This window comes from Geobacillus sp. YF-1 (assembly GCF_052692335.1).
Genome location: NZ_CP199850.1, coordinates 870,016 through 896,296 on the forward strand (window position 1 = coordinate 870,016; position 26,281 = coordinate 896,296).

Sequence of the window (26,281 nt, forward strand, 5' to 3'; positions counted from 1 at the left end):
TGAGGATTGTTAGTAAACATCTTGCGCTTTTGTGATGATTTTTAGTTTATCTTTAACTGCATGCGGACCTAAAGATAACGATAACCAAGGATCTCGTGCGGGAGAAAACAACAGTGGAAAAGTAGAGCTCGTTGTTTGGGAAGACATTCAAAAAAGTGCTGGAATTAAAGATGCTATTGCCCAATTTGAAAAGGAAAACAATGTGAAAGTAAAAGTCATTGAGAAGCCGTATGCGAAACAAATTGAGGATTTGCGCTTGGACGGGCCTGCGGGTACGGGACCGGATGTATTGACGATGCCGAGCGATCAGATTGGGACAGCCGTAACCGAAGGGCTCATCAAAGAATTAAATGTTGGTGAAGATATTCAATCGATTTACACGGAAGCAGCCATGCAGTCGCAAAAAGTAAACAACAAAGTGTATGGTTTGCCAAAAGCGGTTGAGACAACGACGCTCTACTACAACAAAGATCTCATCTCTGAGAAAGAAGTACCGAAAACGCTTGAGGGATGGTATGAGTATTCCAAGAAAGTGACAGATGGTAAAAAATTTGGTTTTTTGGCGCTATTTGATCAAATTTACTATGCACAAAGCGTGATGAGTGGATACGGTGGTTATATTTTTGGAAAGGACGAAAATGGGAATTATAATCCGAAAGATATTGGGTTAAACAATGCAGGTGCTGTTGAAGGAGCGAAAATTATTCAAAAGTTTTATAAAGAGGGACTGTTCCCCTCAGGGATGATTGGCGAGCAGGGAATTAATGTGCTCGAATCGCTGTTTACGGAAGGTAAAGCAGTAGCGATTATTTCTGGCCCGTGGAATATTGAACCTTTTACCAAAGCGGGAGTCAACTTTGGGGTGACGAAACTCCCAGCTTTAGAGAACGGAAAAAATATGAGTGCGTTTATTGGGGTAAAAAGCTACAACGTAAGTGCCTATTCGAAACACCCAGACCTTGCCGAGAAATTGGTCATCTTCTTAGCTAACGAAGAAAATTCGAAAAAGCGATATGAAGTGACGAAAGAGGTTCCTGCTGTCAAAGCTTTAGTGAATGATCCGATTGTGAAAAGTAGCGAGGCCGCGCGTGCGGTTGCTGAGCAGTCCCAGTTTTCTGAAATGATTCCGAATATTCCAGAAATGAATGAAGTCTGGAAACCAGCTGATTCGGCATTGCAAACGATTGCGACTGGAAAGGCGGAGCCAAAAGTAGCACTGGACCAAGCAGTAAAAACGATCAAAGGGCAAATTGAGGCCAAACATAGCAGTAAATAAGATTGGGAACAAATGTTCCTGCCTCTAGTTATATGAGAGAACCGAAGGGTAAAGGCTTAAACCTAATGAATCGATGGGGATGGTGTTAAACAGCCATTTTGTTTGACACCTTTTGTTTTCGTGAAAAAATGTGCTCGGGTTTACCAAGGAAGGAAAGCGGGGGAAAAAGATGGCACATCGAAAAATTGCATTGCTTTTATCCATCATTCCCGGTCTCGGCCAGCTTTACAATCGTCAATGGATAAAAGGCGTTTTATTTCTCGTTTTCTCTATATCTTTTTTGACCGTCTTTGCTGATCTTTTCAACATGGGATTTTGGGGAATTGTGACGCTTGGAACGGAAGTGCTGCGTGATCATTCCATTTTTCTTCTGGCCGAAGGGATTATTGCCATCATTGTCGCTGTTTTTGGGCTTGCTTTTTATTATTTTAATTTGCGAGATGCCTATAAAAATGGCGAACGGAGAGATCAGGGAATTCGATTGCGTACTTTGAAGGAGGAGTATCATCAGCTGATTGAACAAGGGTATCCATATGTTGTCAGTAGCCCGGCGTTTTTTCTGTTAATTTTCTCTGTTATTTTCCCAGTACTGTTCAGCTTTGCACTAGCTTTTACTAACTATGATTTATATCACACGCCACCTGCTCGTTTAGTCGACTGGGTTGGTTTTGATACATTTAAAAAAATTTTTACAGTGGACATTTGGCGGTCAACATTTTTCGATGTGTTAATGTGGACAATTGTTTGGACGCTTGTTGCTTCCACTTTTCAGGTGGCTCTTGGAATTTTGTTAGCTGTTATCATTAATCAGAAAGGACTTCGACTAAAAAAAATTTATCGTACAATTTTCGTTTTACCATGGGCTGTACCAGGGTTTGTTACAATTTTAGTGTTTGCCGGTCTATTCAACGATAGTTTTGGAGCGATCAACCATACGATTTTAGCAGTGCTTGGCATCGATCCGATTCCATGGATGACCGATGAGCATTGGACGAGGGTAGCGCTCATCCTCATGCAAGGATGGTTAGGTTTCCCATATGTGTTTGTCGTTACGACGGGCGTTTTACAGTCGATTCCTGAAGAGTTGTATGAAGCAGCGACCATTGACGGAGCTTCCGTGTTTGCCAAATTTCGATATATTACATTACCGATGGTGTTATTGGCGATGGCACCGATTATTATCACACAGTTTACATTTAACTTTAATAACTTCAATATTATTTATCTATTTAATGGAGGCGGACCGGCTGTTCCGGGATCAACGGCAGGGGGAACGGATATCCTTGTGTCTTGGATTTATAAATTGACGATGCAATCCAGTCAATATGCGTTGGCTGCCTCTTTAACAATCTTGTTGTCTTTGTTTGTCATGGGGATTGCGTTATGGCAATTTCGACGGACCAATTCTTTCAAAGAAGGAGTATAGAACATGAGAGTAAGTGTGAGGTCAAAAAAATTCCTTCTTCTCTTTGTATCCTATGCCATTTTAACGTTTGTTGCCATCGTGATTATTTATCCACTAATCTGGACAATTGGTGCTAGTCTGAATCCTGGGAACAGCTTAATTAGCACATCTATCATTCCGAATCATCCAACTTTTGACCACTATCGCGAGTTGTTTGCCGGCAAGGAAAGCTTACCGTATGCACGATGGTATTGGAATTCGATAAAAATTAGTCTGTTTACAATGATCGGTTCTGTCATCAGTGTTTCATTTACGGCCTATGCTTTTTCACGATTTCGGTTTAAAGGGAGGAAAAACGCGTTAACGCTATTTTTGTTGCTGCAAATGGTTCCACAATTTTCCGCATTGATTGCCTTATTTGTGCTGGCGCAAATGCTTGGAATGATCAATAGTCACTGGCTATTAATTTTGCTTTATATCGGTGGGCAAATTCCGATGAACACCTTTTTGATGAAGGGATATATGGATTCGATCCCAAGAGACTTGGACGAAAGTGCCAAAATCGATGGGGCGAGTAGTACTAGGATTTTTTTCCAAATTCTTTTACCGTTATCTAAACCAATGATTGCCGTCGTAGCGATGAACGGATTTACTGGACCGCTTGGCGATTTTGTTTTATCATCGGCCATTCTCCGAACTCCTGATGCTTATACGCTTCCGATAGGGCTGTATAATCTTGTTAACCAAGTAATGGGAGCGAGCTATACAACGTTTGCCGCCGGAGCGCTTTTGATTAGTATTCCCGTAGCGATTGTTTTTTTGATGTTGCAACGGAATTTTGTTTCCGGGTTGACATTAGGTGGAATCAAAGGATGATGTAGTGAAAGGGGAAAACATGATGCCCAGATATGAACGAACCTACACAACACAAGCGAACTTTATTCTTCACGGCGGAGACTACAACCCTGATCAGTGGCTCGATCGGCCGGATATTTTGCAGGCGGATCTTGAGTTGATGAAACTCTCCCATATAAACACATTAACGGTTGGGGTGTTTGCTTGGTCTGCTCTCGAACCGGAAGAAGGAGTTTATCGTTTTGAGTGGCTCGATAAAGTGTTTGACGACATTTACAGTATTGGTGGACGGGTAATTTTGGCTACCCCAAGCGGCGCCCGACCGGCATGGTTGTCGAAAAAGTATCCTGAAGTGTTGCGGGTGAATGCCGAACGTGTTCGACAGTTGCATGGTGGTCGGCATAATCACTGTTTTACCTCGAGCGTATACCGCGAAAAAACTCAACATATCAATCGATTGTTGGCGGAACGGTACGGCGATCATCCTGCTTTGCTCATGTGGCACGTTTCCAACGAATATGGGGGGGAATGCCATTGTAATTTGTGCCAAGAAGCGTTTCGTGAATGGTTGAAAAAGAAATACAATCATGACCTTGACGCACTGAATGCCGCTTGGTGGACATCTTTTTGGAGTCATACGTACACCGACTGGGCGCAAATCGAGTCTCCGTCTCCGATTGGTGAACATACGATTCATGGGTTGAATCTTGATTGGAAACGGTTTGTGACGGATCAGACGATTTCCTTTTTTGAAAATGAGATCGTTCCGCTTCGGGAGCTGACTCCGCATATTCCGATTACAACGAATTTCATGGCTGATACACATGACCTTATCCCTTTTCAAGGGCTTGACTACAGCAAGTTTGCGAAACATCTTGATGTCATTAGCTGGGATGCCTATCCAGCTTGGCACAATGATTGGGAGAGCACCGCCGATTTGGCCATGAAAGTCGGTTTTATCAATGATTTATACCGTAGTCTGAAGCAGCAGCCGTTCTTATTGATGGAATGCACGCCGAGTTTAGTAAACTGGCATAAAGTGAACAAAGCGAAGCGACCGGGCATGCACTTTTTGTCTTCCATGCAAATGATCGCCCATGGCTCTGACAGCATCCTCTATTTTCAATGGCGCAAGTCTCGGGGATCGTTTGAGAAGTTTCATGGTGCAGTTGTTGACCACGACAATCGAACGGATAACCGTGTATTTCAAGAAGTTACTAAAGTGGGAAAGATGCTTAAGAAGATGTCTGGCATTGTTGGAACGAGCCGGCCGGCGGAAGTGGCGATTTTGTATGACTGGGAAAACAATTGGGCGTTAAATGATGTGCAAGGGTTTGCGGCTGAAACGAAACGTTATCCGCAAACGTTAGTACAACATTATCGTGCATTTTGGGAGCATGATATTCCCGTAGATGTGATCACAAAAGAGCATGATTTTTCCCGATACCGGTTGCTTATTGCACCGATGCTTTACTTAGTGAGCGAAGAGTTGATTGCTCGTTTGAAAGAGTTTGTGGCGAATGGAGGGACACTTGTCATGACCTATATAAGCGGGATCGTTGATGAACATGATTTAGCTTATTTAACAGGTTGGCATCAAGACTTGAGGGAAATGTTTGGCATGGAGCCAATAGAAACTGATACACTTTATCCAAACGATCGAAATTCGGTTCACTATCGTGGAAGATCTTACGAGCTGAAAGACTATGCAACAGTGATTAAGGTTCAGACAGCAACCATTGAGGGAGTTTATGAAGAGGATTTTTATGCAAATACGCCTGCTGTGACTAGTAACCAATACGGAAAAGGCCAAGCCTATTATATTGGTGGTCGTCTAGAGGATCAGTTCCATCGAGACTTTTATCAAGTGTTGATGGAAAAACTGAATTTAAGGCCTATTTTGTTTGTAAAACATGGGAAAGGAGTATCCGTGCAAGCGCGGCAAGCACCGGAATGTGACTATGTGTTTATTATGAATTTTACGGAGGAGAAACAGACCGTCGTTCTTGAGGAAAAGGTGAAGAATCTTTTCACTGATAAGGAAATTGGCGGAGAGATTATACTAGATAAATACGAGGTGCTAGTCGTGGAGAAGAAAAGAGAGATTCATTCAAACAACAAATCGATCAAATAGCAAACACGACGGATCACGTTCCATAAGATAGTCAATCAAGTTTTTTGGGTGCGTTAATTGCGAAAATATTTATGGAGGCGGGGGAGAGGATGGGAAAACAAATTCTTTGCATACTAGTCGCGATGATGGTGATGATCATGCCGTTTTCGTCCAGTCATATTCATAAAACAGCGGCTGCTTCCTCCCGAGTTCGACAGTTTTGAGGTCATTTTAGGCAAATGGAAATGACCAAAATGCTGTTATATCAAGGGTTTCGTAATGCGGATCCTAGGAAAAAACGCCGAATTTAATAGGCACACGATTTATTAATTTTTCCTTTTAAAAATAAAGTTTATACGTTATAATATAGGCATGTACATACGACGAGTCACACGCAAAAATAAGGATGGAACAACCGTTGCTTATCTCCAGCTTGCTCACAATGAATGGGATCCAAAGGCCAAATATGCGAAAGCGAAGGTGATTTATTCATTCGGGCGCGAAGATGAAGTGGATCGCGCCGTCTTGGAACGTCTGGCCAAAAGCATTTCGCGATTCCTTTCTCCTGAGCAGGCTTGGGAAGTCGAAACGTTGACAGGAGAAGCTTCCGATGACTTTCAATTCCAGTCATGCAAACACCTCGGCGGCGTCTGGCTCTTGGATCAGCTCTGGAGACAACTGGGGTTGGGAGAGATTCTCCACTCCTTGTTTACCTCCCGACATCACCAGATTTCGCTGGAACGGCTGATTTTTGCCATGGTGGCGAATCGCGCCCTTCATCCGTCAAGCAAGTTGGCGATGGAGGAGTGGGTGGAGAAAGACGTGTATATCCCTCACCTTCCTCAAGCCGCCAGCCACCAGTTGTACCGGGCGATGGATGAACTGCTGGCCGTGCAGCCGGAATTGGAACGTCAAGTGTTCCATGCTGTGGCCGATTTATTGAATTTGGAAGTCGACTTGATTTACTTCGATACGACTTCGTCGTACTTCGAAGTGGATCCCTCTGAAACACCGGAAGGAGAATCGCTTCGAAAACAAGGATTCTCGAAAGACAAACGCCCAGACTTGGTTCAAATCGTCATTGGGCTGGCTGTCACCCGGGAAGGAATCCCGATTCGCGCTTGGGTATGGCCTGGCAATACGATGGACATGACGGTCATCAAACAGGTGAAACAAGACTTGATTGGCTGGAAGCTTGGACGTGTGATCAGCGTCATGGACCGCGGCTTTTCCTCTGAAGAGAATTTGCGAATCTTGCAACAGGCCGGCGGACACTACATTGTCGGCGAAAAAATGCGATCCGGCAAAGCCGCCGTCGAAGAGGCCTTAAGCCGTCGCGGACGTTATCATGAAGTGGACGAGAATTTGCACATCAAAGAAATCATCGTCGGCGACGGAGAAGCGCGTCAGCGCTATGTTCTCGTGTACAATCCCAGCGAAGCCGAACGCCAACGCAAGGAGCGAGAAACGCTGCTCGAATCGCTGAAAGAGGAGTTAGAAGGGCTTCGCCAACTCCCAAACGAAGCCCATCATAAGGCGACCTGCCGGTTGCGTTCCCATCCGTCCTACGGAAAATACTTGCGCCAGTTGAAGGACGGAACCCTTCGCATCGACAAGCAAGCGGTTCGTGACGCGGAAAAGTACGACGGCAAATATCTCATCCGGACATCCGATGACACCTTGTCTGCCGAAGATGTCGCCATCGGGTATAAGCAGCTGGTGGATATTGAGCAGGCCTTCCGAACATTGAAGTCTACATTGGAATTGCGGCCTATGTATCATCGCTTGGAAGACCGCATTCGGGCGCATGTGCTGCTCAGTTGGCTTGCTCTCTTGTTAGTTCGGATCGTCGAGATCCGAACCCATGAATCGTGGCCGAACGTAAGGGACGAATGCGAACGTCTCATGCTTGGACATTTTTCTTCAAAAAACGGTGACCTTTATCAACGAACCGAACTGACGGCCAAACAGGCTCAATTCTTTGCGGCTCTAGGGCTGGAGCCTCCTCCGAAGATTCTAGGCATTCATCCTCGCACCTAGATACACGCCCAACGTATGCCCCAATGCCTCTCGTCCCTTTGGTATCAAGGGATGAGAGGCATTTTGTTTGCCTAGTGATTGTCGAACTCGGGTTCCTACAATTATTTCATTAACGGGGGGTTTGAATCGGATTTTTGGGCTGATGGATCATGGACAGTTACTACACGTGATTGGAGTTCTGTTGATCTACAGCGTTTTTCTTATTCAAATGATGCATGGATTGTTCCCAGTGAGGGGGATAGTGCCTTTAAATACTGGATTCGTGATATAGCGAACGGAAATCAAACATTTATGTTGAAACAGACGATCCGACAGTTGCCACCAGGAAGCTATGAACTGTCCGTTCAATCAATGGGAGGAGCAGGAGAAGAAGCGGGTTATATTCAATTGTTCGCTGGTGATAAAGTGGGGGATGCTGTTGTTACAAAAGGTTATAATTCTTGGGAGACTGTTAAATTGGAATTTACTGTAAAAGAAGAAGCGTCTAACTTTGAAGTTGGTGCAATAGTTACTGGGGCACCAAACGCTTGGGGTTATATTGATCATTTTCAGTTGGTGGCGTCAAACAGCGTTGAGGACGGAGAAATCACAAAACCGGTTCCAGCTGATATTTTTGTAAAAAGGGTGGATGGCCTAAGCAAAGAGTTCATCAAAGGAGTGGATGTTTCGAGCATTATTTCACTTGAGGATAGCGGGGTGAAATTTTACAGAGCCGATGGTAAGAAACAAGATATTTTTAAAACACTAAAGGAAGCAGGGATCAATTATGTGCGCGTGCGCGTATGGAACAATCCTTATGATGCCAAAGGCCATGGTTATGGAGGCGGAAATAGTGATTTGGAAAAGGCCATTGAGATTGGAAAACGGGCTACAGCCAGTGGGATGAAGTTATTAGTGGACTTCCATTATTCTGACTTTTGGGCTGACCCTGCCAAACAACGTTCTCCAAAAGCATGGGCAAAACTGGATTTTGAAGCGAAAAAGAAAGCTTTATATCGATTCACCAAAGAAAGCTTAAAAGTAATGTTGAAAGAGAAAATCCAAGTCGGTATGGTTCAGATTGGAAATGAGACAAATAATGCTTTTGTCGGTGAAACGGATTGGGAGAAAATATGTGAATTGTTGAATGCCGGAAGTCGAGCGGTAAGGGAGACGAGTTCGAATATATTGGTCGTGCTACATTTCACCAACCCCGAAACCCCAGGTAGATATGCATCTATAGCTAAAACGCTTGCTGAACATAAAGTGGATTATGATGTGTTTGCCAGTTCTTATTACCCGTTTTGGCATGGTACTTTAGCTAATTTAACGTCTGTATTGAAATACGTAGCCAATACGTATCATAAAAAGGTAATGGTAGCAGAAACATCTTATCCGTATACAACAAAAGATGGGGACGGCCATGAAAATACAGCGCCAAAGAGTTCTGGACAAACATTGAACTATCCCATTACCGTCCAAGGACAAGCAAATGCGATTCGAGATGTCATTCAGGCAGTGGTAGCAGTAGGTAAATGGGGGATCGGCGTATTTTATTGGGAACCAGCATGGATTCCGGTCGGTCCGCCTGAGCATCTGAAGAAGAACGAAAAAAAGTGGGAAAAATATGGATCTGGTTGGGCGTCTCGTTTTGCGGCTGAATATGATCCTGACGCAGCGATATGGCACGGGGGCAGCGCTGTAGATAATCAAGCCCTGTTCGATTTTAATGGTAGACCTTTGCCATCATTATATGTGTTTAAGTATGTGAATACAGGAGCAGTAGCCCCTTTAAAAATCGATGAGATCAAAGACATATATATTCGTGCTATGTTCGGTGAACAGGTTGTATTGCCTAGTAAGGTAACGGCCACCTATAATGATGGAAGCCAACGACTAGTTTCTGTAAAATGGAATCAGGAAGAGTTGGATCAAGCGCTGAGAACTGGCGTCGGAACGCACGTAATTCATGGTGTAGTTGAAAGCGGACATACAGTAACAGCTTACCTTGAAATCAATCCGAAGAACTATGTAATCAATCCAAGTTTCGAGGACCAAGACAGAACGATGTGGAACATCATTTATCGAAATGGCACTTCTCCACATACGGACTATTTAGAGAAGGCTGCAGATGCAAAATCAGGAAACTATTCTCTTCACTTCTATTCGAGCGAAGCTGTTGATTTCCAAGTAGAACAAACAATTACTGGATTAGAGCCGGGATATTACAATTTATCAATGTTTTTGCAAGGAGGAGATGCCTCGGATACAGAAATGTATTTGTATGCGAAAACAGGGGGAAAAGAGTATCGAGCGACTGCCACGGTGAATGGTTGGCTGAATTGGAGTCATCCTGAGATTCATGACATTTATATTGGTGATGGAACTGTGACAATTGGAGCGAGTATTAAGGCAAATGGAGGGGCTTGGGGAACGGTGGACGATTTTCAATTATATCGAACCGAGTAACGGATTCAAAGAAAAGGGAAAATGGCCTGTTTCTTTCTGTGTGAGCATAAAATTGAAGCATGTTCCAACTTACTTACGTTTTGTCGCCTCACACTGACCCCATTATGACAGGAACTAGGCGGCAACCCATATGCCTCTCATCTGTTGGTACAAAAAGGGTGGGAGGCATTTATTTAGGCACAAGAGGAGGTGTCCTTGATGATTTCAGGGCTAGAGCAAAGTTATAAAAAAAATACAGAAAACGCATTAGCTGTTGTGAAGTTATTACTTGAAGGAAAGACGGTTGAGGAGATATCTGAGAAATTACATTTACCGCCAAAAAAGGTTATAGAAATAAAAGAGATGTTTGAGTCTATGAACAGCAAATTGAATTAACACGTTCTGCGGCAAAGGCAGGACGTTTTTTATTTAAAAAACGAATCATTTTTCAAGAAATTTAAGTGCCAAGAATCCGAGTTCGACAGTTTTTATGCCATTTTAGGCAAATGAAATTGGACATTTTTCTTCAAAAAACAGCGGCCTTGATCAGCGAACCAAACTGACGGCCAAACGAGCGCAACTCTTTGCGGCCCTAGGGCTGGAGCCTTCTCCGAAGATCCTAGGCATCCATCCTCACGCATAGAAGGCTGGTGAAAAACCGCTGATTCCCTTCATCAATGGGAGAACGCGTGAAAAGCAGGACCGATGCAACAAGGTTTTTCTAGTTGAGAAATGACATTGCAAAGCCGTATCCAAGATTAAATCACCAGTTTCTTAGATACACGCCCAACGTATGTCCCAATGCCTCTCGTTCCTTTAGTATCAAGGGATGAGAGGCATTTTGTTTGCCTAGTCACTGTCGAACTCGGGGAATCCTTGTTGAACAGGAAAAGCCGTTGTTTGTTATTTTGTCTAAATTTATTCCTAATGAAACTGAATGTATGATGAAATGTGAAATGCTGTAAAGTTTTATGGTAAAATGGAACTGCATAGTCTTCTGAATATTTGTCAGCGATTAGAGTGATTCGGGAAACGACCAACGCGTATGGAGGAAAAATGAAGATGGCGCACAATTTCCGTTTTCTAGAAGAAAAATGGGAAGTTCTCGCTCGCGTGGGGGAAACAGCGGAACGAAACGTATATCAAAATCCAAACGTGGCGATGAGTGAGCTGAGGAAATTTGCGGAAACGATTACAAAATATATTTTAGCTTTAGAAGAAATTCGGGAAGAGCGGGGAACGGATCAGCAAGAACGCCTAAGAGTTCTGTTTTACGAGCAAATTATCCCGAAAGAAATCTATGACTTATTGACGGTCATTCGGCTGAAAGGAAATGAAGCGGTACATAATCCGAGTTATGGAGAAGTAAACGAAGCAAAGGCTTTATTGCATATGGCGTTCCGCATTGCTGTTTGGTTTATGGAAGTGTATGGCGATTGGTCATTCCAAGCTCCAGAGTATATCGAACCGACACCGCAAACCTCTATCACAACAGATGAGTTCGATCAGATCGTTCAATCATACGAAGAAAAGCTCGCTCGATTGGAAACGGAGCTTGAAAAGATACGGAAAGAACAGCTATATATTAGCAGTGAAGAGAAGCAAAAACGACGTGAATTCTCTCAACGTGCCATCGCGAACTTCGAATTGACGGAGGCGGAAACCCGTCTTCTTATTGACCAACAATTACGAGATGCCGGGTGGGAGGCGGACTCTGAAAAGTTGCGGTTCTCCAAAGGCGTTCGCCCGGAAAAAGGGCGAAACATGGCCATCGCCGAATGGCCTTTAAAACGCGGTTACGCCGATTATGCGCTATTTATTGGTCTTGAGCTGGTGGGCATCATCGAGGCGAAACGCGCCAGCAAAGATATTCCAGCGGACATTGAACAAGCAAAAGAATATGCCCAATTAGTCGTTCGACATGGCAACGAAGTGATCCATGAGCCGTGGGGAGACTATTTTGTTCCGTTTCTCTTTGCCACGAATGGGCGGCCGTATTTAAAACAACTCGAGCAAAAATCAGGCATTTGGTTTTTAGATGCTCGTAAATCGACCAATCACCCGCGTCCGCTTCAAGGATGGTATACCCCTAGTGGGCTGAAAAAGCTATTGGAACAGGACATTGAGCGTTCAGAACAATTTTTGCGTGATGAAAAGTTTGATTATTTGAAATTAAGACCTTACCAAGTGAAAGCCATTCAAGCGGTTGAAAAAGCACTCGAAGAGAAAAAACGCAGCATTTTAATCGCCATGGCAACCGGAACAGGGAAGACGAGAATGGCGATTGGCCTCATTTACCGATTGCTTAAAGCGAAACGCTTTAACCGTATCTTATTCCTTGTCGACCGAAAAGCGCTAGCGGAACAAGCAGAAAGCGCGTTTAAAGAAAGCAAGATGGAAAGTTTCCATACGTTCACCGAAATTTATAGTTTACAATCGTTATACGATCAAAAACCAGACAACGAAACGAAAGTGCATATCGCAACCGTACAAGGGATGTTAAAACGAATTTTTTATAACGACCGCTCGGAAGACATCCCGCCGGTGGATCAGTATGATTGCATCATTGTGGACGAAGCCCACCGCGGTTATACGCTAGATAAAGAAATGGATGAGGTCGAACTGCAATTTCGCGATCATCAAGACTACGTCAGCAAATACCGCAAAGTGCTCGATTATTTTGATGCCGTCCGCATCGGATTGACGGCGACGCCGGCGCTTCATACGACAGAAATTTTTGGGCCGCCGGTCTTCACGTATTCTTACCGAGAAGCGGTAGTGGATGGCTATTTAGTCGACCATGAACCCCCGTATCAATTTGAAACGGTGTTGAAAAAAGAAGGGATCACGTGGGCGAAAGGGGAAACGGTCGATGTGTATGACACGGTGACAGGAACGATTTCGCAAGAGTATTTAGAAGACGAAGTCAACATTGACGTGTCGCAGTTTAACACCAAAGTCATTACCGAAAGCTTTAATCGTGTCATCATTCGCGAATTGACGAACTATATTTCTCCGGATGATGAAGGAAAAACATTAATTTTTGCCGCTACGGATGATCACGCTGACTTAGTCGTTCGTCTTTTAAAAGAAGAGTTCGAAACTCTATACGGCGAAGTCGAAGACAACGCGGTGATGAAAATTACCGGTTCGATTAAAGATCCTTCCGGGGCGATCCGCCGCTTTAAAAATGAAAAATATCCAACTATTGTCGTTACCGTTGATTTGCTGACGACGGGGGTGGACGTGCCGGCGATTACGAATCTCGTCTTCTTGCGGCGTGTCCGCTCGCGCATTCTGTATGAACAAATGTTAGGACGCGCGACGAGAAGATGTGAAGAAATCCGAAAAGACCATTTTAAAATTTTTGACGCGGTTGGGATTTATGAATCTTTAAAGCCGTATACGAGCATGAAACCGGTCGTAACGCGCCCGAATGTTTCGCTGACCCAGTTAGTCGAAGAACTAGAGGGACTAGAAAAAACAGAACATCTTCACTATCAAAAAGAACAACTTATCGCCAAGATCCAGCGGAAAAAGTGGAAATGGTCCGATCGGCAACACCAAGACTTTCAAGTGCTGTCCGGCGGCAAAACGGTCGATGAGTTTATCGATTGGGTAAAAGCCTTGCCGCCGGAGGAATTACCTGTACAATTAAAAGAGTACAAGTCGATGTTCCGCTATATGGATGAAAATCACTACCGGGAAAATAAGCAATATATTTCCAGACATGAGGATCAACTGATCGCGGTCAAACGCGGCTACGGAAACGCGGAAAAGCCAGACGACTACTTGCAGTCGTTCGGCGAATTTATTCGCAACAATATGAACAAAATTCCGGCTTTAATGATCGTTTGCCAGCGGCCGACCGAGCTAACGAGGGAAGAACTGAAAAAGCTGCTGCTTGAACTGGACCAAAAAGGCTTTTCCGAGAAAAAACTGCAAGCGGCGTGGCGGGAGGCGAAAAACGAAGACATCGCGGCGGACATCATCGCCTTCATTCGCCAACAAGCACTAGGCGATCCGCTCATTAGCCATGAAGAACGGATTAAAAACGCCATGAAAAAGATTTACCAAATGAAAGCATGGCCGCCGGTGCAAAAGAAATGGCTCGAACGCATTGAAAAGCAATTGCTGCAAGAATCCGTTCTTCATCCCGATCCGGAAAAAGCGTTTGACTATGAGCCGTTTAAAAGCCACGGAGGCTTCCAACAATTAAATAAAATTTTCGACGGACAATTGGCTCACATTGTTCGCGAAATTAATCACAACTTATACAACTATTCGAAGAAGGAGCAAGCGTAGATGAACAACAGAGAGATCGTACAAAAGCTTTGGAACTTATGTAATGTTCTACGTGATGATGGAATTACTTATCATCAATACGTTACAGAGCTAACTTATCTGTTATTTTTAAAAATGATGAAAGAAACCGGCCAAGAATATATCATTCCCGAAAACTATCGCTGGGATTCGTTAGTGGCAAGAGACGGGATTGAACTAAAAGAGCATTACCAACAGTTGTTGCTTGATTTAGGAAAAGAGGAAAATGAATTATTAAAACAAATTTATACGGACGCGACATCGAACATTAGAGAACCAAAGAATCTAGAAAAAATTGTTCAATCCATCAATAACTTAGATTGGTATAACGCGAAGCAAGAAGGTTTAGGCGATTTGTACGAAGGACTGTTAGAAAAGAACGCGAGTGAAGTCAAATCAGGAGCGGGGCAATATTTTACGCCTCGCGTCCTTATTGATGTCATTGTCGAGCTCGTAAATCCACAGCCCGGCGAGCGCTGCCATGACCCTGCCGCGGGAACCTTCGGCTTTATGATCGCGGCGGATCGTCATGTGCGTGAGCAGACGGATGATTATTTTGACTTATCCCAAGAAGAAATTGAATTTCAAAAATACAAGGCCTTCTCCGGAGTAGAGCTGGTCAGAGATACGCATCGCTTAGCGGTCATGAACGCGCTGCTTCATGATGTCCATGGTGAAATCTTGTTAGGCGATACCCTCTCATCACTTGGTGAGCGTTTGAAAAATTATGATGTGATTTTAACGAATCCGCCGTTTGGGACGAAAAAAGGCGGCGAACGGGCAACACGAACAGACTTTACCTTTACAACATCAAACAAGCAGCTGAACTTCTTGCAACACATTTACCGAGCTTTGAAACCGAATGGAAAAGCACGAGCCGCTGTCGTTGTCCCTGACAACGTCTTGTTCGAAGGCGGAGTTGGCGCCGACATTCGTCGCGACTTAATGGACAAATGCAACTTGCATACGATTTTACGCTTGCCGACCGGGATTTTCTACGCCCAAGGGGTGAAAACGAACGTTTTATTCTTCACCCGCGGAAAAACCGACGTCGGCAACACGAAAGAAGTATGGGTGTACGATTTACGGACGAACATGCCGTCTTTCGGCAAGCGGAATCCGTTGACGAAAGAACATTTTGCAGGATTTATCAAGGCCTACACAGCAGAAGACCGCCGTCAAGTCAAAGACGAGCGCTGGAATGTGTTTACAAGGGAAGACATTGCGAAAAAAGACGACAGCTTAGATATTGGCTTAATTGCTGATGAATCCCTATCCGTCTACGAAAACTTGCCAGACCCGATCGACTCCGCCGAAGAAGCGGTGGAAAAATTAGAATTGGCGATTTCGCTGCTAAACGAAGTCATCGCCGAGCTAAAAGCGGTCGAACAACCTAATAGCTACCAAGCAACGAACGAAGTGCTGAAAGTAGCAGAAACATCTGAGGTGCTTAAACAATGAGCAAAACGAAACAAAAATCGCTGGAAGAACTTCTAGAAGAAGCGTTAGTCCCGGAAGACGAACAGCCGTATGAAGTGCCGGGGAATTGGGTGTGGGTGAGGTTAGGAAATTATCTAGAAAATCACAATGGAGCACGAGTACCTGTATCAGCAAAAGATAGAGAAAAAATGAAGGGAAATATCCCTTATTATGGTGCTTCTGGTGTTATAGATTATGTTAATGACTGGACTCATAATGGCAAATTTGTCTTAATTGCTGAGGATGGAGCAAATTTAATTAGCCGGTCCAAACCAGTATCATTTGTTGCCGAAGGGGAAATTTGGGTTAACAATCATGCACATATTTTAAAAGGAAAGTGTGGAACTCCAGAAGAGTATGTATGCTATTATATTAACTCTATTTCGCTACACAATTATGTTACTGGTACTGCACAGCCAAAGTTAACTCAAAAGAATTTGAATAAAATCCCAATTCCAGTTGCCCCTTTAGACGAACAAAAACGAATTGTTGAGAGGATTGAGCGTCTTTTTGCGAAAATTGATGAAGCGAAGCGGTTGATTGAAGAAGTGAAGGAGTCGTTTGAACTTCGACGGGCGGCGATTTTAGATAGGGCAATTAAGGGAAAACTAGTTAGCCAAAGTTCCCTTGATGAGTCGGCAGATAAATTATTGCAGTATATCAAAGAACAAAAACGGTATTGGGGCAAACAAAAGAAAAAAGAAGAACCTTTACCTATCCCAGAACAAAGTGAACTTCTTTATGATATTCCTGAAAGCTGGTGTTGGGTCAGACTTGGAGAGGTAATCGAGCTGATTTCGGGGCGTGATGTTAATGCAAAAGAGTGTAACAATGAGGGGATTGGCGTCCCATATATTATGGGAGCAAGTAATATTGAAGATGATAGATTAATAATTGAAAGGTGGATCAAAAAACCCTCAGTTGTTGGAAAAAAAGGCGATGTACTTTTATCAGTAAAGGGGACTGTTGGCAAAACAATAATTCAAGAAGTAGAAGAATCTCATTTAAGTAGGCAAATAATGGCGTTAAGACCTATATATGGTTTGTATAACGGTTACTTGAAGATTTTTATCCAAACATATGTGCAAGTGCTAAAGGAAAAGTCCAAAGGGGTAATCCCTGGAATTTCTCGTGAAGATGTTCTCACAGCTCCATTTCCATTACCACCATATAATGAACAAAAACGCATTGCTGAGAAGGTAGACAATTTATTAAGTAAATTAGAGACTGAAAAAGAAATAGTTTTAGAAGTCGAACAAAAACTTGATTTATTAAAGCAAGCTATTCTCAACAAAGCCTTCCGTGGCGAGCTTGGTACAAACGATCCAACCGATCAACATGCCATTGAGTTGTTAAAAGAAGTACTAAAATCAAAAGCTAAATAAACTATTTATGTAAGAAGCTCACTCAACAAGTATGGAGTGAGCTCTTTTTCCTCTTCACTACCATTTTCCTCCCTTCCGACGAAAATCGGGAGGATTTTTTGTGTCCATTGTCGAATGAATCCTTGACAAACAAGGAAAGAGAAGGAGTTTTTCGCTCGTAGATGTTGAAGTCAGCGCCACCACTGGATCATCGAGACAATATGGCTCTTTATAGCGATGCAGACGGTAACGGATCTTGCCCTACCGTAACGGGATGGGGGCGCGTCGTATCAGTCACATCCTTGAAATGGCGTTGTGCAGCTTGCGACGAGGGCTGCGTTTTTTGGCAAATAAATTTATGTTAGAGATTTGTTTCACCCATAATAATATTAGTTTTGGAGGTAAATGGTTGATCATATCTATGCACATTGGGGGATGACAATGAAAATTTATGCTGAGCCGCTGGCCATATCCACTGATCAATGGTTGGACATGTTAAACGATCGAAGTGTATTCCATGAAGAAGATGTGGAGCTGATCCGAACATTGTATTATTTTCCGGATTGTCGCGCATCGGGGAAAGAGCTGGCGCGTTTTTTAAACAAAGTGAGCCATTCCCCTTTCAATGCTCAAGTAGGAAGATTGGGAAAACGCATTATTCGAAAATACCCTGATGTTCAGTTTCCCATTCGTGAGGACGGGAAAATATGGTACTGGCATATTCCTTTTTTAGGAGAAGAGCGCCGCGATAAGTATATTTGGCAATTGCGCCCTGAATTACGCGAGGCGGTGCGTCGATACGAACAAACGGACATGGATCATCAAAGCGATACGTTATTGCCGAGCGAGTTGGAGGATGTCTCGCTACGCGAAGGCGGGAAAAAGCTGGTTGCTGTGAATCGGTATGAACGAAATGTAAGGGCGCGGAGGCTTTGTTTGCAAAAACACGGCTACCGTTGTTCCGTCTGTCAATTTGACTTTGAGCAAGTTTATGGAGAAATCGGGAAAGGATTTATCGAAGTTCATCATCTCATTCCGCTGAGCGAGATTGGTGAGCAATATACGGTGAACCCGTTTGACGATTTGCGTCCGGTCTGCCCGAATTGCCATGCTATGTTGCATAGAGGGAATTTATCGATTGAAGAATTGCGGGAGATTGTTGAAGCACGTAGAAGGATTTAGTTTGTAGTTGAGCGTCTGGCCAGCTGCATGTCGGGGTGGCTTGGCCAGACACCGGCAAATGGCGGCGGTGGAAGAGGAGTGTTCCCATCGTTTGGGACACCCTCTTTCAAGCCTAAAACATCCAAGAGCTTCTTTTTCCGCTACGAGTGATCAACATCTTTGGTCAATGCGTTTATGAACACGAAGCGTGACCGGGATGGACTTCCCGCCCTTTAAGACACTGCTGTGGCGGTCGATGGCATCGTTTCTTCCATCCACTGCAAAAAGGCTTCCACCATTTCTTCATCCCACTGTGTTCCTTTTCCTTGACGCAAAATAGCGGCTGCTTGGTGAATTTCCATGCCTTTGCGATACGGGCGATCCGATGTCATGGCATCAAATGCGTCAGCGACGGCGATGATGCGTCCGAACAGAGGGATGTCCTCGCCGCGCAGTCCATCTGGGTATCCTTTTCCATCGATCCGCTCATGATGGGAACGGATCCCCGGCAACAGCGGCTCAACCGGTTCTAGCGGTTGGATCTCGCGCAAAATCGATTCGCCAATGACAGGATGTTTTTTAATCCAGGCAAACTCTTCCTCGCTCAGTTTCCCTTCTTTCAGCAAAACAGCGTCGGGGATGCCGATTTTGCCAATATCATGGAGAAGGGCTGAGCGGTATAGCACCTCAAGCTGTTCCGGCGGCAAAGCGAGTTTCTCCCCGATGGCGCGGGCATAATGCGCCACGCGCAACGAATGTCCCGCGGTGTAAGGGTCGCGGGCGTCCAACGCCGCGGTCAAAACCGTGATGAAACTGTCCAATAGCTGTTTATTCAGCTGATCACGACTGTGTACAGCGCCGATCATATGGTTGAATCCGCGAAGCAATTCGGCGAACTCATCGGTATAAACGTTGTGGGCGATCGGTTCATACGCTTCCGTTTCCGCCCGTTTCATGTGAGTAAGCAAAACGTTGACCGGTTCATGGATTTCTTCGACCAATAAGCGCGCCAAAAATATAGAAAAGCCGATGCAAAAGAGCAAAATCGTCGCAGCCCAAGGCCAGTAGGACCAATGGGCCCCGTTTGGATCGGTCATCGACCATTTGATTTCAGTGGCAAGGCTAAACAGCAGAACAGGAAACGCACTGCTGAATAATACGGTGAGCTGCAGTTTCGTTTTTAAGGAAATGGAAAGCGGCACTTGTTCTGCCATTGAACCGATTTGCGCCGATAAAGATGCCAACAAGGGTCGGCATGCTTTCGTTGTCAAAAAAAACTCAATGAGCGCATGGAGCGAGGCGATCAGCACAGCCCCGGCCAACGCGTACAGAATATACCGATATGGAAGGGACAAAATATGGTAGTGAATGCACAAGGCGGTCAGCCCGGCGCCCGGGATCGACAACCCGAATAAGTGCGGCCCTAAAATCCGCCGAACGGCCAACAGCGGAAAGCGCTGCACTTGTTTGAAGGCTGCGAGCGCCAGTGACGGGTCTGGAGATTGGGATGCAAAAAAGCGGCGAATAGGGGCTACATCCCGGGCGAAGACGATCGCTTCCGCGGCCGCCATCACCATTGCCGATGTGAATAAAATGGCGATCAGCCATTTTCCTTCCTGCGCTGATACACGCAACGTTGTCAACATGAACGTTGTGCCTACTCCTCCGACGGCCATTGCGGATCCCATGACGTAGTAGCGCCATAATTGCCGCAAAAAGGAACGATACATTGGTTTCCTACCTTTCTTTGTCTAATTCGGCAAGTGATGATGTCTGGATGCTGTTGGAACAGAAGCCCCGTCCGCTAAGGCGAGCGAGGGTGGAAATTTGCATTCGGCGCACCATGTCTTTCGTTTTGCATGTTGCTAAAGGCCGGTGACAACGAGGCACCGGAGGGATGAAAAACGGAAAAGCCAATGGTAGTCCTAAGCGTCCGGTGATTGATTCGTGGATACGGCTTTGCCATCTCATTTCTCAACGAGAAAAACCTTGTTGCATCGGTCCTGCTTTTCACGCGCTCCCCCATCGATGAAGGGAATTAGCGGTTTTTCACCGGGCTTCTAAGTCTACTATACTAGTTCTTTGGCATGGTGACAATGTGTGTAAGCGATTTTTTGAAATGACATCGATCGACTGGTCGTGTCCACTCGTTTGTCGGCGGAAGGGGACGGGCAAGCTTGCCGATGGCCGCCAAAAGGTGGCGAGTGAGCGAGAAAAACTGGCTGTGCTTATGTATGGGCCAATAGAGCGTCTCGCTGCGCTGAGACACTCCATTGGCTGAGAAAGGTGAATTATTGTTGATTGTTTTGCAAAGGAAGCGGCAAGCCGCCGAGCACGTTGAGCAGTTGCTGCAAGACGGAGAGGACTTGTTGCAAGGTGGAGGAAATCGTTGGCAGCGCCGTGTTGATCGTATTGATCGCGCTAGGCAATTGTTGCAGTATCGTTTGGATGTTCGGGAGTTCAGCGGTTAAGACGGTCAACAATTGGCCGGCTTGAGCTAAAACCGGCGCCAGCGTGTTGGATAAGAAATCGAGAATGGCTTGCACGGTCGTTTGCAAGTTGGTCAGCAGATTGGTCAACGCATCGACAATCGTTTGCACGAGCGGCTGCAACGCTGTCGGCAGATTGACGACCGCATCGAGAATCGATTGCAAAATCGGCTGCAAGTTGGCAACGGCATTGGTAATGGCATTGAGCACATCTTGTAAAATCGGCTGCAAGCTAGCCAGCACGTTGTTGAGGGCGTCAACGATCGTTTGTACGAGCGGCTGGAGCTGCTCTGGCAAATTGGTCAGAGCGTCCAGAATGTTTTGCAAAATCGGCTGCAACGCAGCGGGCAAACCTGTGACGGCATCGAGCAAATCTTGCAAAATCGGTTCTAGATCGGACAATAACCCGCTGATGGCATCGGTGATGGCGGTGACCAATGGCTGCAGCTGTTCGGGCAAATTGGTCAACGCATCGAGAATGTTTTGCAAGATCGGTTGCAATTGTCCTGGCAAGTTCGTGATGGCATCGGCGATGCTCTGCAAAATGGGCTGCAAGGTCGCTACCGCATTGTTGAGCGCGTCGACAATGTCAGCGACGATCGGTTCGAGGGCTTCCGGCAAATTCGCAATGGCATCCAATAAGGAATCAATCAATGGTTGCAGTTGTCCCGGCAGGTTGGTGATCGCCTGCAAAATTTGCTGCAGCAACGGAACGATTTGTTGCGGCAAGGCGTTGATCGCTTGAATGAGCTGCTGTAACAGCGAGCCAATCTCGTCGTCAGAGCCGTTTGTCACCGTATCCAAAATCGTTTCCAGCAGTGCGGCTAGGCTGTCTAAGATGGCTGGAAGGCTGGTTGACAAGAGATTCAGCAAGTCGGTCAGCAGTTGTTGCACATCATCAATCGTTGTCGAAGCTGCGTTTTCGATCAGCGTCAATACTTGCTGCAGGACGTTGACAATCGCGTCGACGATTCCATCAAGCTGCTGCGCCGCTACTTCATTCGCGGTCGGCGACGCGGAGGGGAACGAACGGCGCAGCTTGGTTAATGAGCGTTCGATTTGCGAAGCCCATGAAGCTAAAGCCTGCTCTTGATTCGGATTGACACCGGGAACCGAAATTTGTTGAATGGCACGAAGGGCGGCTAACGCCTTGAGACGTTTGCGCAACATGTTCGACTGATCCATCAAGTACGCCTCCTTTATTGAGCAGAAATTCATTTTGTCGATTCACCATATTCGTGTGGAAAAGAAATGGTATAGACAAGTTCCCCGAAAAACAGAAAAAAGGCGAATGCCGTCGAGCCGGTGGATCGATTCTTCCATAAACTGCGTATACCGCACTTGACCGCATTCACCAAGTGGTGGAGATGTTCACGAAAAAAAAACCGGGCGGAACACGGCCCGGTTTTTTCCATCTTGAATTCTGGTGACCGATCATCATTACCTAGCTTGATGCAGCTTGCGGATGATAAAACTAGCCAGCAAAATGAGAATGACCGAACCGATCAGAGCCGGAATAATATCAAATCCGCCGATGGTCGGCCCCCAATTGCCGAATAACTTTGCTCCAAGCCATGCACCGATAAACCCGGCGATGATATTGCCGATGATTCCTCCGGGAATATCGCGACCTGTCAAAAGCCCGCCTAGCCAACCGATGATACCGCCAACGATCAAACTCCATAAAAATGACATGGATGGTTCCTCCTTACCGTTTGGTGAAAACTGTTCTTTGGTAATAGTTTATGTTAAACGACATGCACGTATACGTGAAACGGTTTGACATGCGTCGTTTGTTGCCAGTTTCGTTGCTTGACAGGATAGAGTACGTTTGTTTTCTGTATCGTTGTTCGTTTGTCTTCAGCTTTTGGGCCCGCTTGGACGCGCGAGCGGAGAAACAGAGACGCCGCGTCTGACGATGAATCCAACGCGGCTCTTGGAGTGAAGGGAAGTTAACGAACGGATTCGAGTTGCTTGGCCAGATGGTGGAGCTTTTTCTCGTGCTGGATGGTTTTCGACGCGAGGAAATGGACGGTTTCTTGCGTTTCTGTCAACTCCACGCGCAAGCCGGCGAATTTTTGTTCGAGTCGATCAAACCGCTCGTTCACCTCGGCGCGAAATTGTTGCATTTCCGCTCTCAACTGGTTGGCTGTGTCTTGCATTTCCGCTCTCAACTGGTTGGCTGTGTCTTGCATTTCTGCTCTCAGTTGGTTGGCCGTGTCTTGCATTTCTGCTCTCAGTTGGTTCGCCATATCTTGCATTTCTTTCCGCAGCTGGTTAGCGGTGTCTTGGATTTCGGCTCGCAATTGGCTTCCCATTTCGTCAATTTGGGTGCGGATATCGCGGGAAAACATTTTCAGCGCTTCGACTACTTCTTTCACGATGGTATCGCGTTCCAAGCTTGTTCACCTCCCTCTAGTTTGATTATACAATGTGCAGATGGGAAAGAAAATAGCGTTTTGAACAGCTTTTTCTTTGTTCGGATCCCTTGAGCCGCAGGGCTAGGGGGAAGAGAACGTTCGGGCCAATAGCCATAGCCGCGAGTGGCAGGAATGCGGGGGTCGCTTTTCAACTTCTGTTGTGTTTTATACCCATTACCGGTATAATGTAATTGAAAGAGGTGATGTTGGATGAACCATTATGAAGATCACAAAATGGTTCCACGGACGGAACAGGAAATCGAACGCATCATCAAGCGTTTGAAGCGCATCGAAGGGCAAGTGCGCGGGGTGCAAAAAATGGTGGAGGACAATCGGTATTGCATCGATATTTTAGTGCAAATTTCCGCGATTAGAGCAGCGTTGAACCAAGTCGGGCTACAGTTGCTTGAACGCCATGTGAGCCATTGCGTAGCCAAAGCGATCCGTGAAGGGAGCGGAGATGAATCGATTCGCGAATTGATGGATGTGATGAAACAATTTTCAAAGTAAGGGGGGATGGAAATGGGGGAGCTGAAAACCGTGACGCTCAGGGTGACGGGCATGACATGCGCCGCGTGCGCCAGTCGGATTGAAAAAGTATTAAATAAGATGGACGGCGTCAACGCCCATGTCAATTTGGCCATGGAAAACGCAACGATTCACTACGATCCAGCGAAGCAAACGATCGCCGATATCGAAACGAAAATTGAGCATTTAGGGTATGGCGTGGCGACAGAAAAAGTGACGCTCGATATTGAAGGCATGACATGTGCGGCCTGTGCGACACGGATTGAAAAAGGGTTGAATCGGATGGAAGGGGTGACAAGCGCTGCGGTCAACTTGGCGACCAACAGCGCGGTCGTTGAATACAAAGAGGGGGTTGCATCTGTCGAAGACATTTTAGAGAAAATCAAAACGCTTGGGTACAGGGGGCAAATTCGAAACGAAGAACAAGACGGTGCTGGCCGGAAAGAAGAGCAGTTGAAACAGAAGCAGCGGCGACTCGCCATTTCCATCCTCTTATCGTTGCCGCTGCTCTATACGATGCTGGCGCATATGCCGTTTGCTGTCGGCTTGCCGATGCCGCATTGGCTGATGAATCCGTGGTTCCAGCTTCTTTTCGCTACACCCGTTCAGTTTTACATCGGCGGTCCCTTCTACGTCGGGGCGTACCGGGCGTTGCGAAACAAAAGTGCGAACATGGACGTCCTTGTGGCGCTCGGAACATCCGCCGCGTACGTGTACAGCTTGTCTGAAGCTTTTCGGACGCTCGGGAATCCTGACTATATGCCGAGGCTGTATTTTGAAACGAGTGCCGTTTTGATCACGCTTGTGCTTGTCGGCAAATATGTTGAAGCTTTGGCAAAAGGGAGGACAACCGAAGCCATTTCGAAGTTGGTCAGCCTGCAGGCGAAGGAAGCGACCGTCATTCGGAATGGGGACGAAATAAAAGTTCCACTCGAGGAAGTGGTGATCGGCGATACGATCGTTGTTAAGCCGGGAGAAAAAATTCCGGTAGACGGTACGGTCATCGCCGGAGCATCTTCCGTAGACGAATCGATGATTACGGGCGAATCGATTCCGGTTGATAAGAAGGAAGGTGACTATGTGATCGGGGCAACCATTAATACAAATGGGGTGCTGACCATTCGCGCCGAAAAAGTCGGAAAAGATACCGCGCTTTCTCACATCATTAAAATCGTCGAAGAGGCGCAAGGGTCGAAAGCGCCGATTCAGCGGATGGCCGATGTCATTTCCGGCATTTTCGTACCGATTGTTGTCGGAATTGCGGTTGTTTCCTTTCTCATCTGGTACTTCTTCGTTGCGCCCGGTGATTTGGCCAAAGCGCTTGAGGTGGCCATCGCTGTTCTTGTCATCGCGTGCCCTTGTGCGCTCGGTTTGGCCACACCGACATCGATTATGGTCGGCACTGGCAAAGGGGCGGAACAAGGCATTCTCTTTAAAGGAGGTGAGTACCTAGAGGGAACGCAGCAAATCAATGCCGTATTGCTCGATAAAACAGGAACAGTGACAAAAGGAAAACCGGAAGTCACCGATGTGCTAGCCTTCCGCGAGGACATGCTTGATTATGCGGTTTCCGCCGAGATCGCTTCCGAGCATCCGCTCGCTCAGGCGATTGTCGAATACGGGAAGAAACAAGCGATTTCGATGAAGCCATTGGAGCACTTCTCCGCCATTGCCGGCCACGGCATTGAAGCGGTCATTGACGGCAAAACCGTTTTGATTGGGACGCGGAAATGGATGAAGGACCGCGCTGTCGAGATTTCTCAGTGCGAAAATCGCTTGATAGAGCTTGAAAAACAAGGAAAAACCGCGATGCTTGTGGCCATCGATGGAGAGCTGGCCGGCATCATGGCGGTCGCGGATACGGTGAAAGAAAGCGCGAAAGAAGCGATTCAAACGTTAAAACAAATGGGCATCGATGTCTATATGGCAACAGGGGACAATCAGCGGACAGCGGAAGCGATCGCCCATGAAGTCGGCATTGAGCATGTGTATGCCGAGGTGCTCCCGGAAGAAAAAGCGAACATCGTCGAGAAATTGCAAAAACAAGGAAAACGTGTGGCGATGGTCGGCGATGGGATGAATGATGCGCCGGCTTTGGCCAAAGCGGATATTGGGATGGCGATTGGCACAGGAGCGGATGTGGCGATCGAAACGGCCGATGTGACCTTGGTCGGCGGCGATTTGCGCCATATCCCGAAAGCCATTGAGTTGAGCCGGCAAACGATGAGAAACATTCGGCAAAATCTGTTCTGGGCGTTGTTTTATAATACGATCGGCATTCCGGTCGCCGCTTTCGGATTGTTGGAGCCGTGGATCGCGGGAGCGGCGATGGCGTTTAGCTCTGTGTCGGTTGTGACCAACGCGCTTCGGTTGAAGCGTGTGAAACTATAAACATTTAAGG

The 26,281-nt window shown here is 46.0% G+C and carries 17 protein-coding genes; 13 read left to right on the forward strand and 4 right to left on the reverse strand.

From position 1 onward, the window contains the following. Positions 1-34 precede the first annotated feature (34 nt). The 11 genes from ACTVIM_RS04455 (at position 35) to ACTVIM_RS04505 (ending at position 18,464) form a co-directional block, all read left to right on the forward strand. Positions 35-1,276 (forward strand): sugar ABC transporter substrate-binding protein, encoded by a 1,242-nt coding sequence (locus tag ACTVIM_RS04455; protein WP_445613778.1) that lies wholly within the window; start codon positions 35-37, stop codon positions 1,274-1,276. Positions 1,277-1,445: 169 nt separating this feature from the next. Next, positions 1,446-2,702 carry an ABC transporter permease subunit gene (locus ACTVIM_RS04460; RefSeq protein ID WP_445613779.1) on the forward strand — a complete coding sequence of 419 codons (1,257 nt, stop codon included), beginning with the start codon at positions 1,446-1,448 and terminating at the stop codon, positions 2,700-2,702. Positions 2,703-2,705: 3 nt separating this feature from the next. After that, positions 2,706-3,557 (forward strand): sugar ABC transporter permease, encoded by an 852-nt coding sequence (locus ACTVIM_RS04465; RefSeq protein WP_445613780.1) that lies wholly within the window; start codon positions 2,706-2,708, stop codon positions 3,555-3,557. Between the two features lie 22 nt (positions 3,558-3,579). Then, positions 3,580-5,670 (forward strand): beta-galactosidase, encoded by a 2,091-nt coding sequence (locus ACTVIM_RS04470; RefSeq protein WP_445613782.1) that lies wholly within the window; start codon positions 3,580-3,582, stop codon positions 5,668-5,670. Positions 5,671-6,021: 351 nt separating this feature from the next. Then, entirely contained in the window at positions 6,022-7,689 is a 1,668-nt protein-coding gene (locus tag ACTVIM_RS04475) for an IS1634 family transposase (RefSeq protein ID WP_172418601.1), read from the forward strand. 291 nt (positions 7,690-7,980) lie between these two features. After that, positions 7,981-10,137 (forward strand): glycosyl hydrolase 53 family protein, encoded by a 2,157-nt coding sequence (locus ACTVIM_RS04480; protein ID WP_445613783.1) that lies wholly within the window; start codon positions 7,981-7,983, stop codon positions 10,135-10,137. Positions 10,138-10,335: 198 nt separating this feature from the next. Continuing rightward, positions 10,336-10,512, forward strand: a complete 177-nt coding sequence (locus tag ACTVIM_RS04485) for a hypothetical protein (RefSeq protein WP_445613784.1) — start codon at positions 10,336-10,338, stop codon at positions 10,510-10,512. Between the two features lie 666 nt (positions 10,513-11,178). Further along, positions 11,179-14,421, forward strand: coding sequence for a type I restriction-modification system endonuclease (gene hsdR / locus ACTVIM_RS04490; RefSeq protein WP_445613785.1), 3,243 nt, complete (start codon positions 11,179-11,181; stop codon positions 14,419-14,421). Continuing rightward, complete coding sequence (locus ACTVIM_RS04495) at positions 14,422-15,900, forward strand: N-6 DNA methylase (protein WP_445613786.1); 1,479 nt, start codon at positions 14,422-14,424, stop codon at positions 15,898-15,900. It begins immediately after the preceding gene. Further along, complete coding sequence (locus ACTVIM_RS04500; protein ID WP_445613788.1) at positions 15,897-17,303, forward strand: restriction endonuclease subunit S; 1,407 nt, start codon at positions 15,897-15,899, stop codon at positions 17,301-17,303. Before ACTVIM_RS04495 ends, ACTVIM_RS04500 begins: the two co-directional genes overlap by 4 nt. Before the next feature lie 420 nt (positions 17,304-17,723). Next, the gene (locus tag ACTVIM_RS04505) at positions 17,724-18,464 is read left to right on the forward strand and encodes an HNH endonuclease (protein ID WP_445613790.1); all 741 of its coding nucleotides are present in this window, start codon (positions 17,724-17,726) and stop codon (positions 18,462-18,464) included. 212 nt (positions 18,465-18,676) lie between these two features. Here ACTVIM_RS04505 and ACTVIM_RS04510 read toward each other — a convergent pair whose 3' ends face one another. The 4 genes from ACTVIM_RS04510 to ACTVIM_RS04525 all read right to left on the reverse strand — a co-directional run bounded on the left by ACTVIM_RS04510 (position 18,677) and on the right by ACTVIM_RS04525 (position 23,331). Beyond that, positions 18,677-20,173, reverse strand: a complete 1,497-nt coding sequence (locus ACTVIM_RS04510) for an HD domain-containing phosphohydrolase (protein ID WP_445613791.1) — start codon at positions 20,171-20,173, stop codon at positions 18,677-18,679. A gap of 561 nt (positions 20,174-20,734) precedes the next feature. Next, the gene (locus tag ACTVIM_RS04515) at positions 20,735-22,117 is read right to left on the reverse strand and encodes a phage tail protein (protein ID WP_445613792.1); all 1,383 of its coding nucleotides are present in this window, start codon (positions 22,115-22,117) and stop codon (positions 20,735-20,737) included. A 255-nt stretch (positions 22,118-22,372) separates the two neighbouring features. Then, on the reverse strand, positions 22,373-22,627 hold the full coding sequence (locus tag ACTVIM_RS04520) for a GlsB/YeaQ/YmgE family stress response membrane protein (protein WP_445613793.1): 255 nt from the start codon (positions 22,625-22,627) through the stop codon (positions 22,373-22,375). A gap of 257 nt (positions 22,628-22,884) precedes the next feature. After that, on the reverse strand, positions 22,885-23,331 hold the full coding sequence (locus ACTVIM_RS04525; RefSeq protein ID WP_445613794.1) for a gp58-like family protein: 447 nt from the start codon (positions 23,329-23,331) through the stop codon (positions 22,885-22,887). Positions 23,332-23,562: 231 nt separating this feature from the next. Here ACTVIM_RS04525 and ACTVIM_RS04530 point away from each other — a divergent pair, with 231 nt between their 5' ends. Then, positions 23,563-23,862 carry a metal-sensing transcriptional repressor gene (locus ACTVIM_RS04530; protein ID WP_033843359.1) on the forward strand — a complete coding sequence of 100 codons (300 nt, stop codon included), beginning with the start codon at positions 23,563-23,565 and terminating at the stop codon, positions 23,860-23,862. Positions 23,863-23,874: 12 nt separating this feature from the next. Continuing rightward, positions 23,875-26,271, forward strand: coding sequence for a heavy metal translocating P-type ATPase (locus ACTVIM_RS04535; protein WP_445613795.1), 2,397 nt, complete (start codon positions 23,875-23,877; stop codon positions 26,269-26,271). Positions 26,272-26,281: the final 10 nt, after the last annotated feature.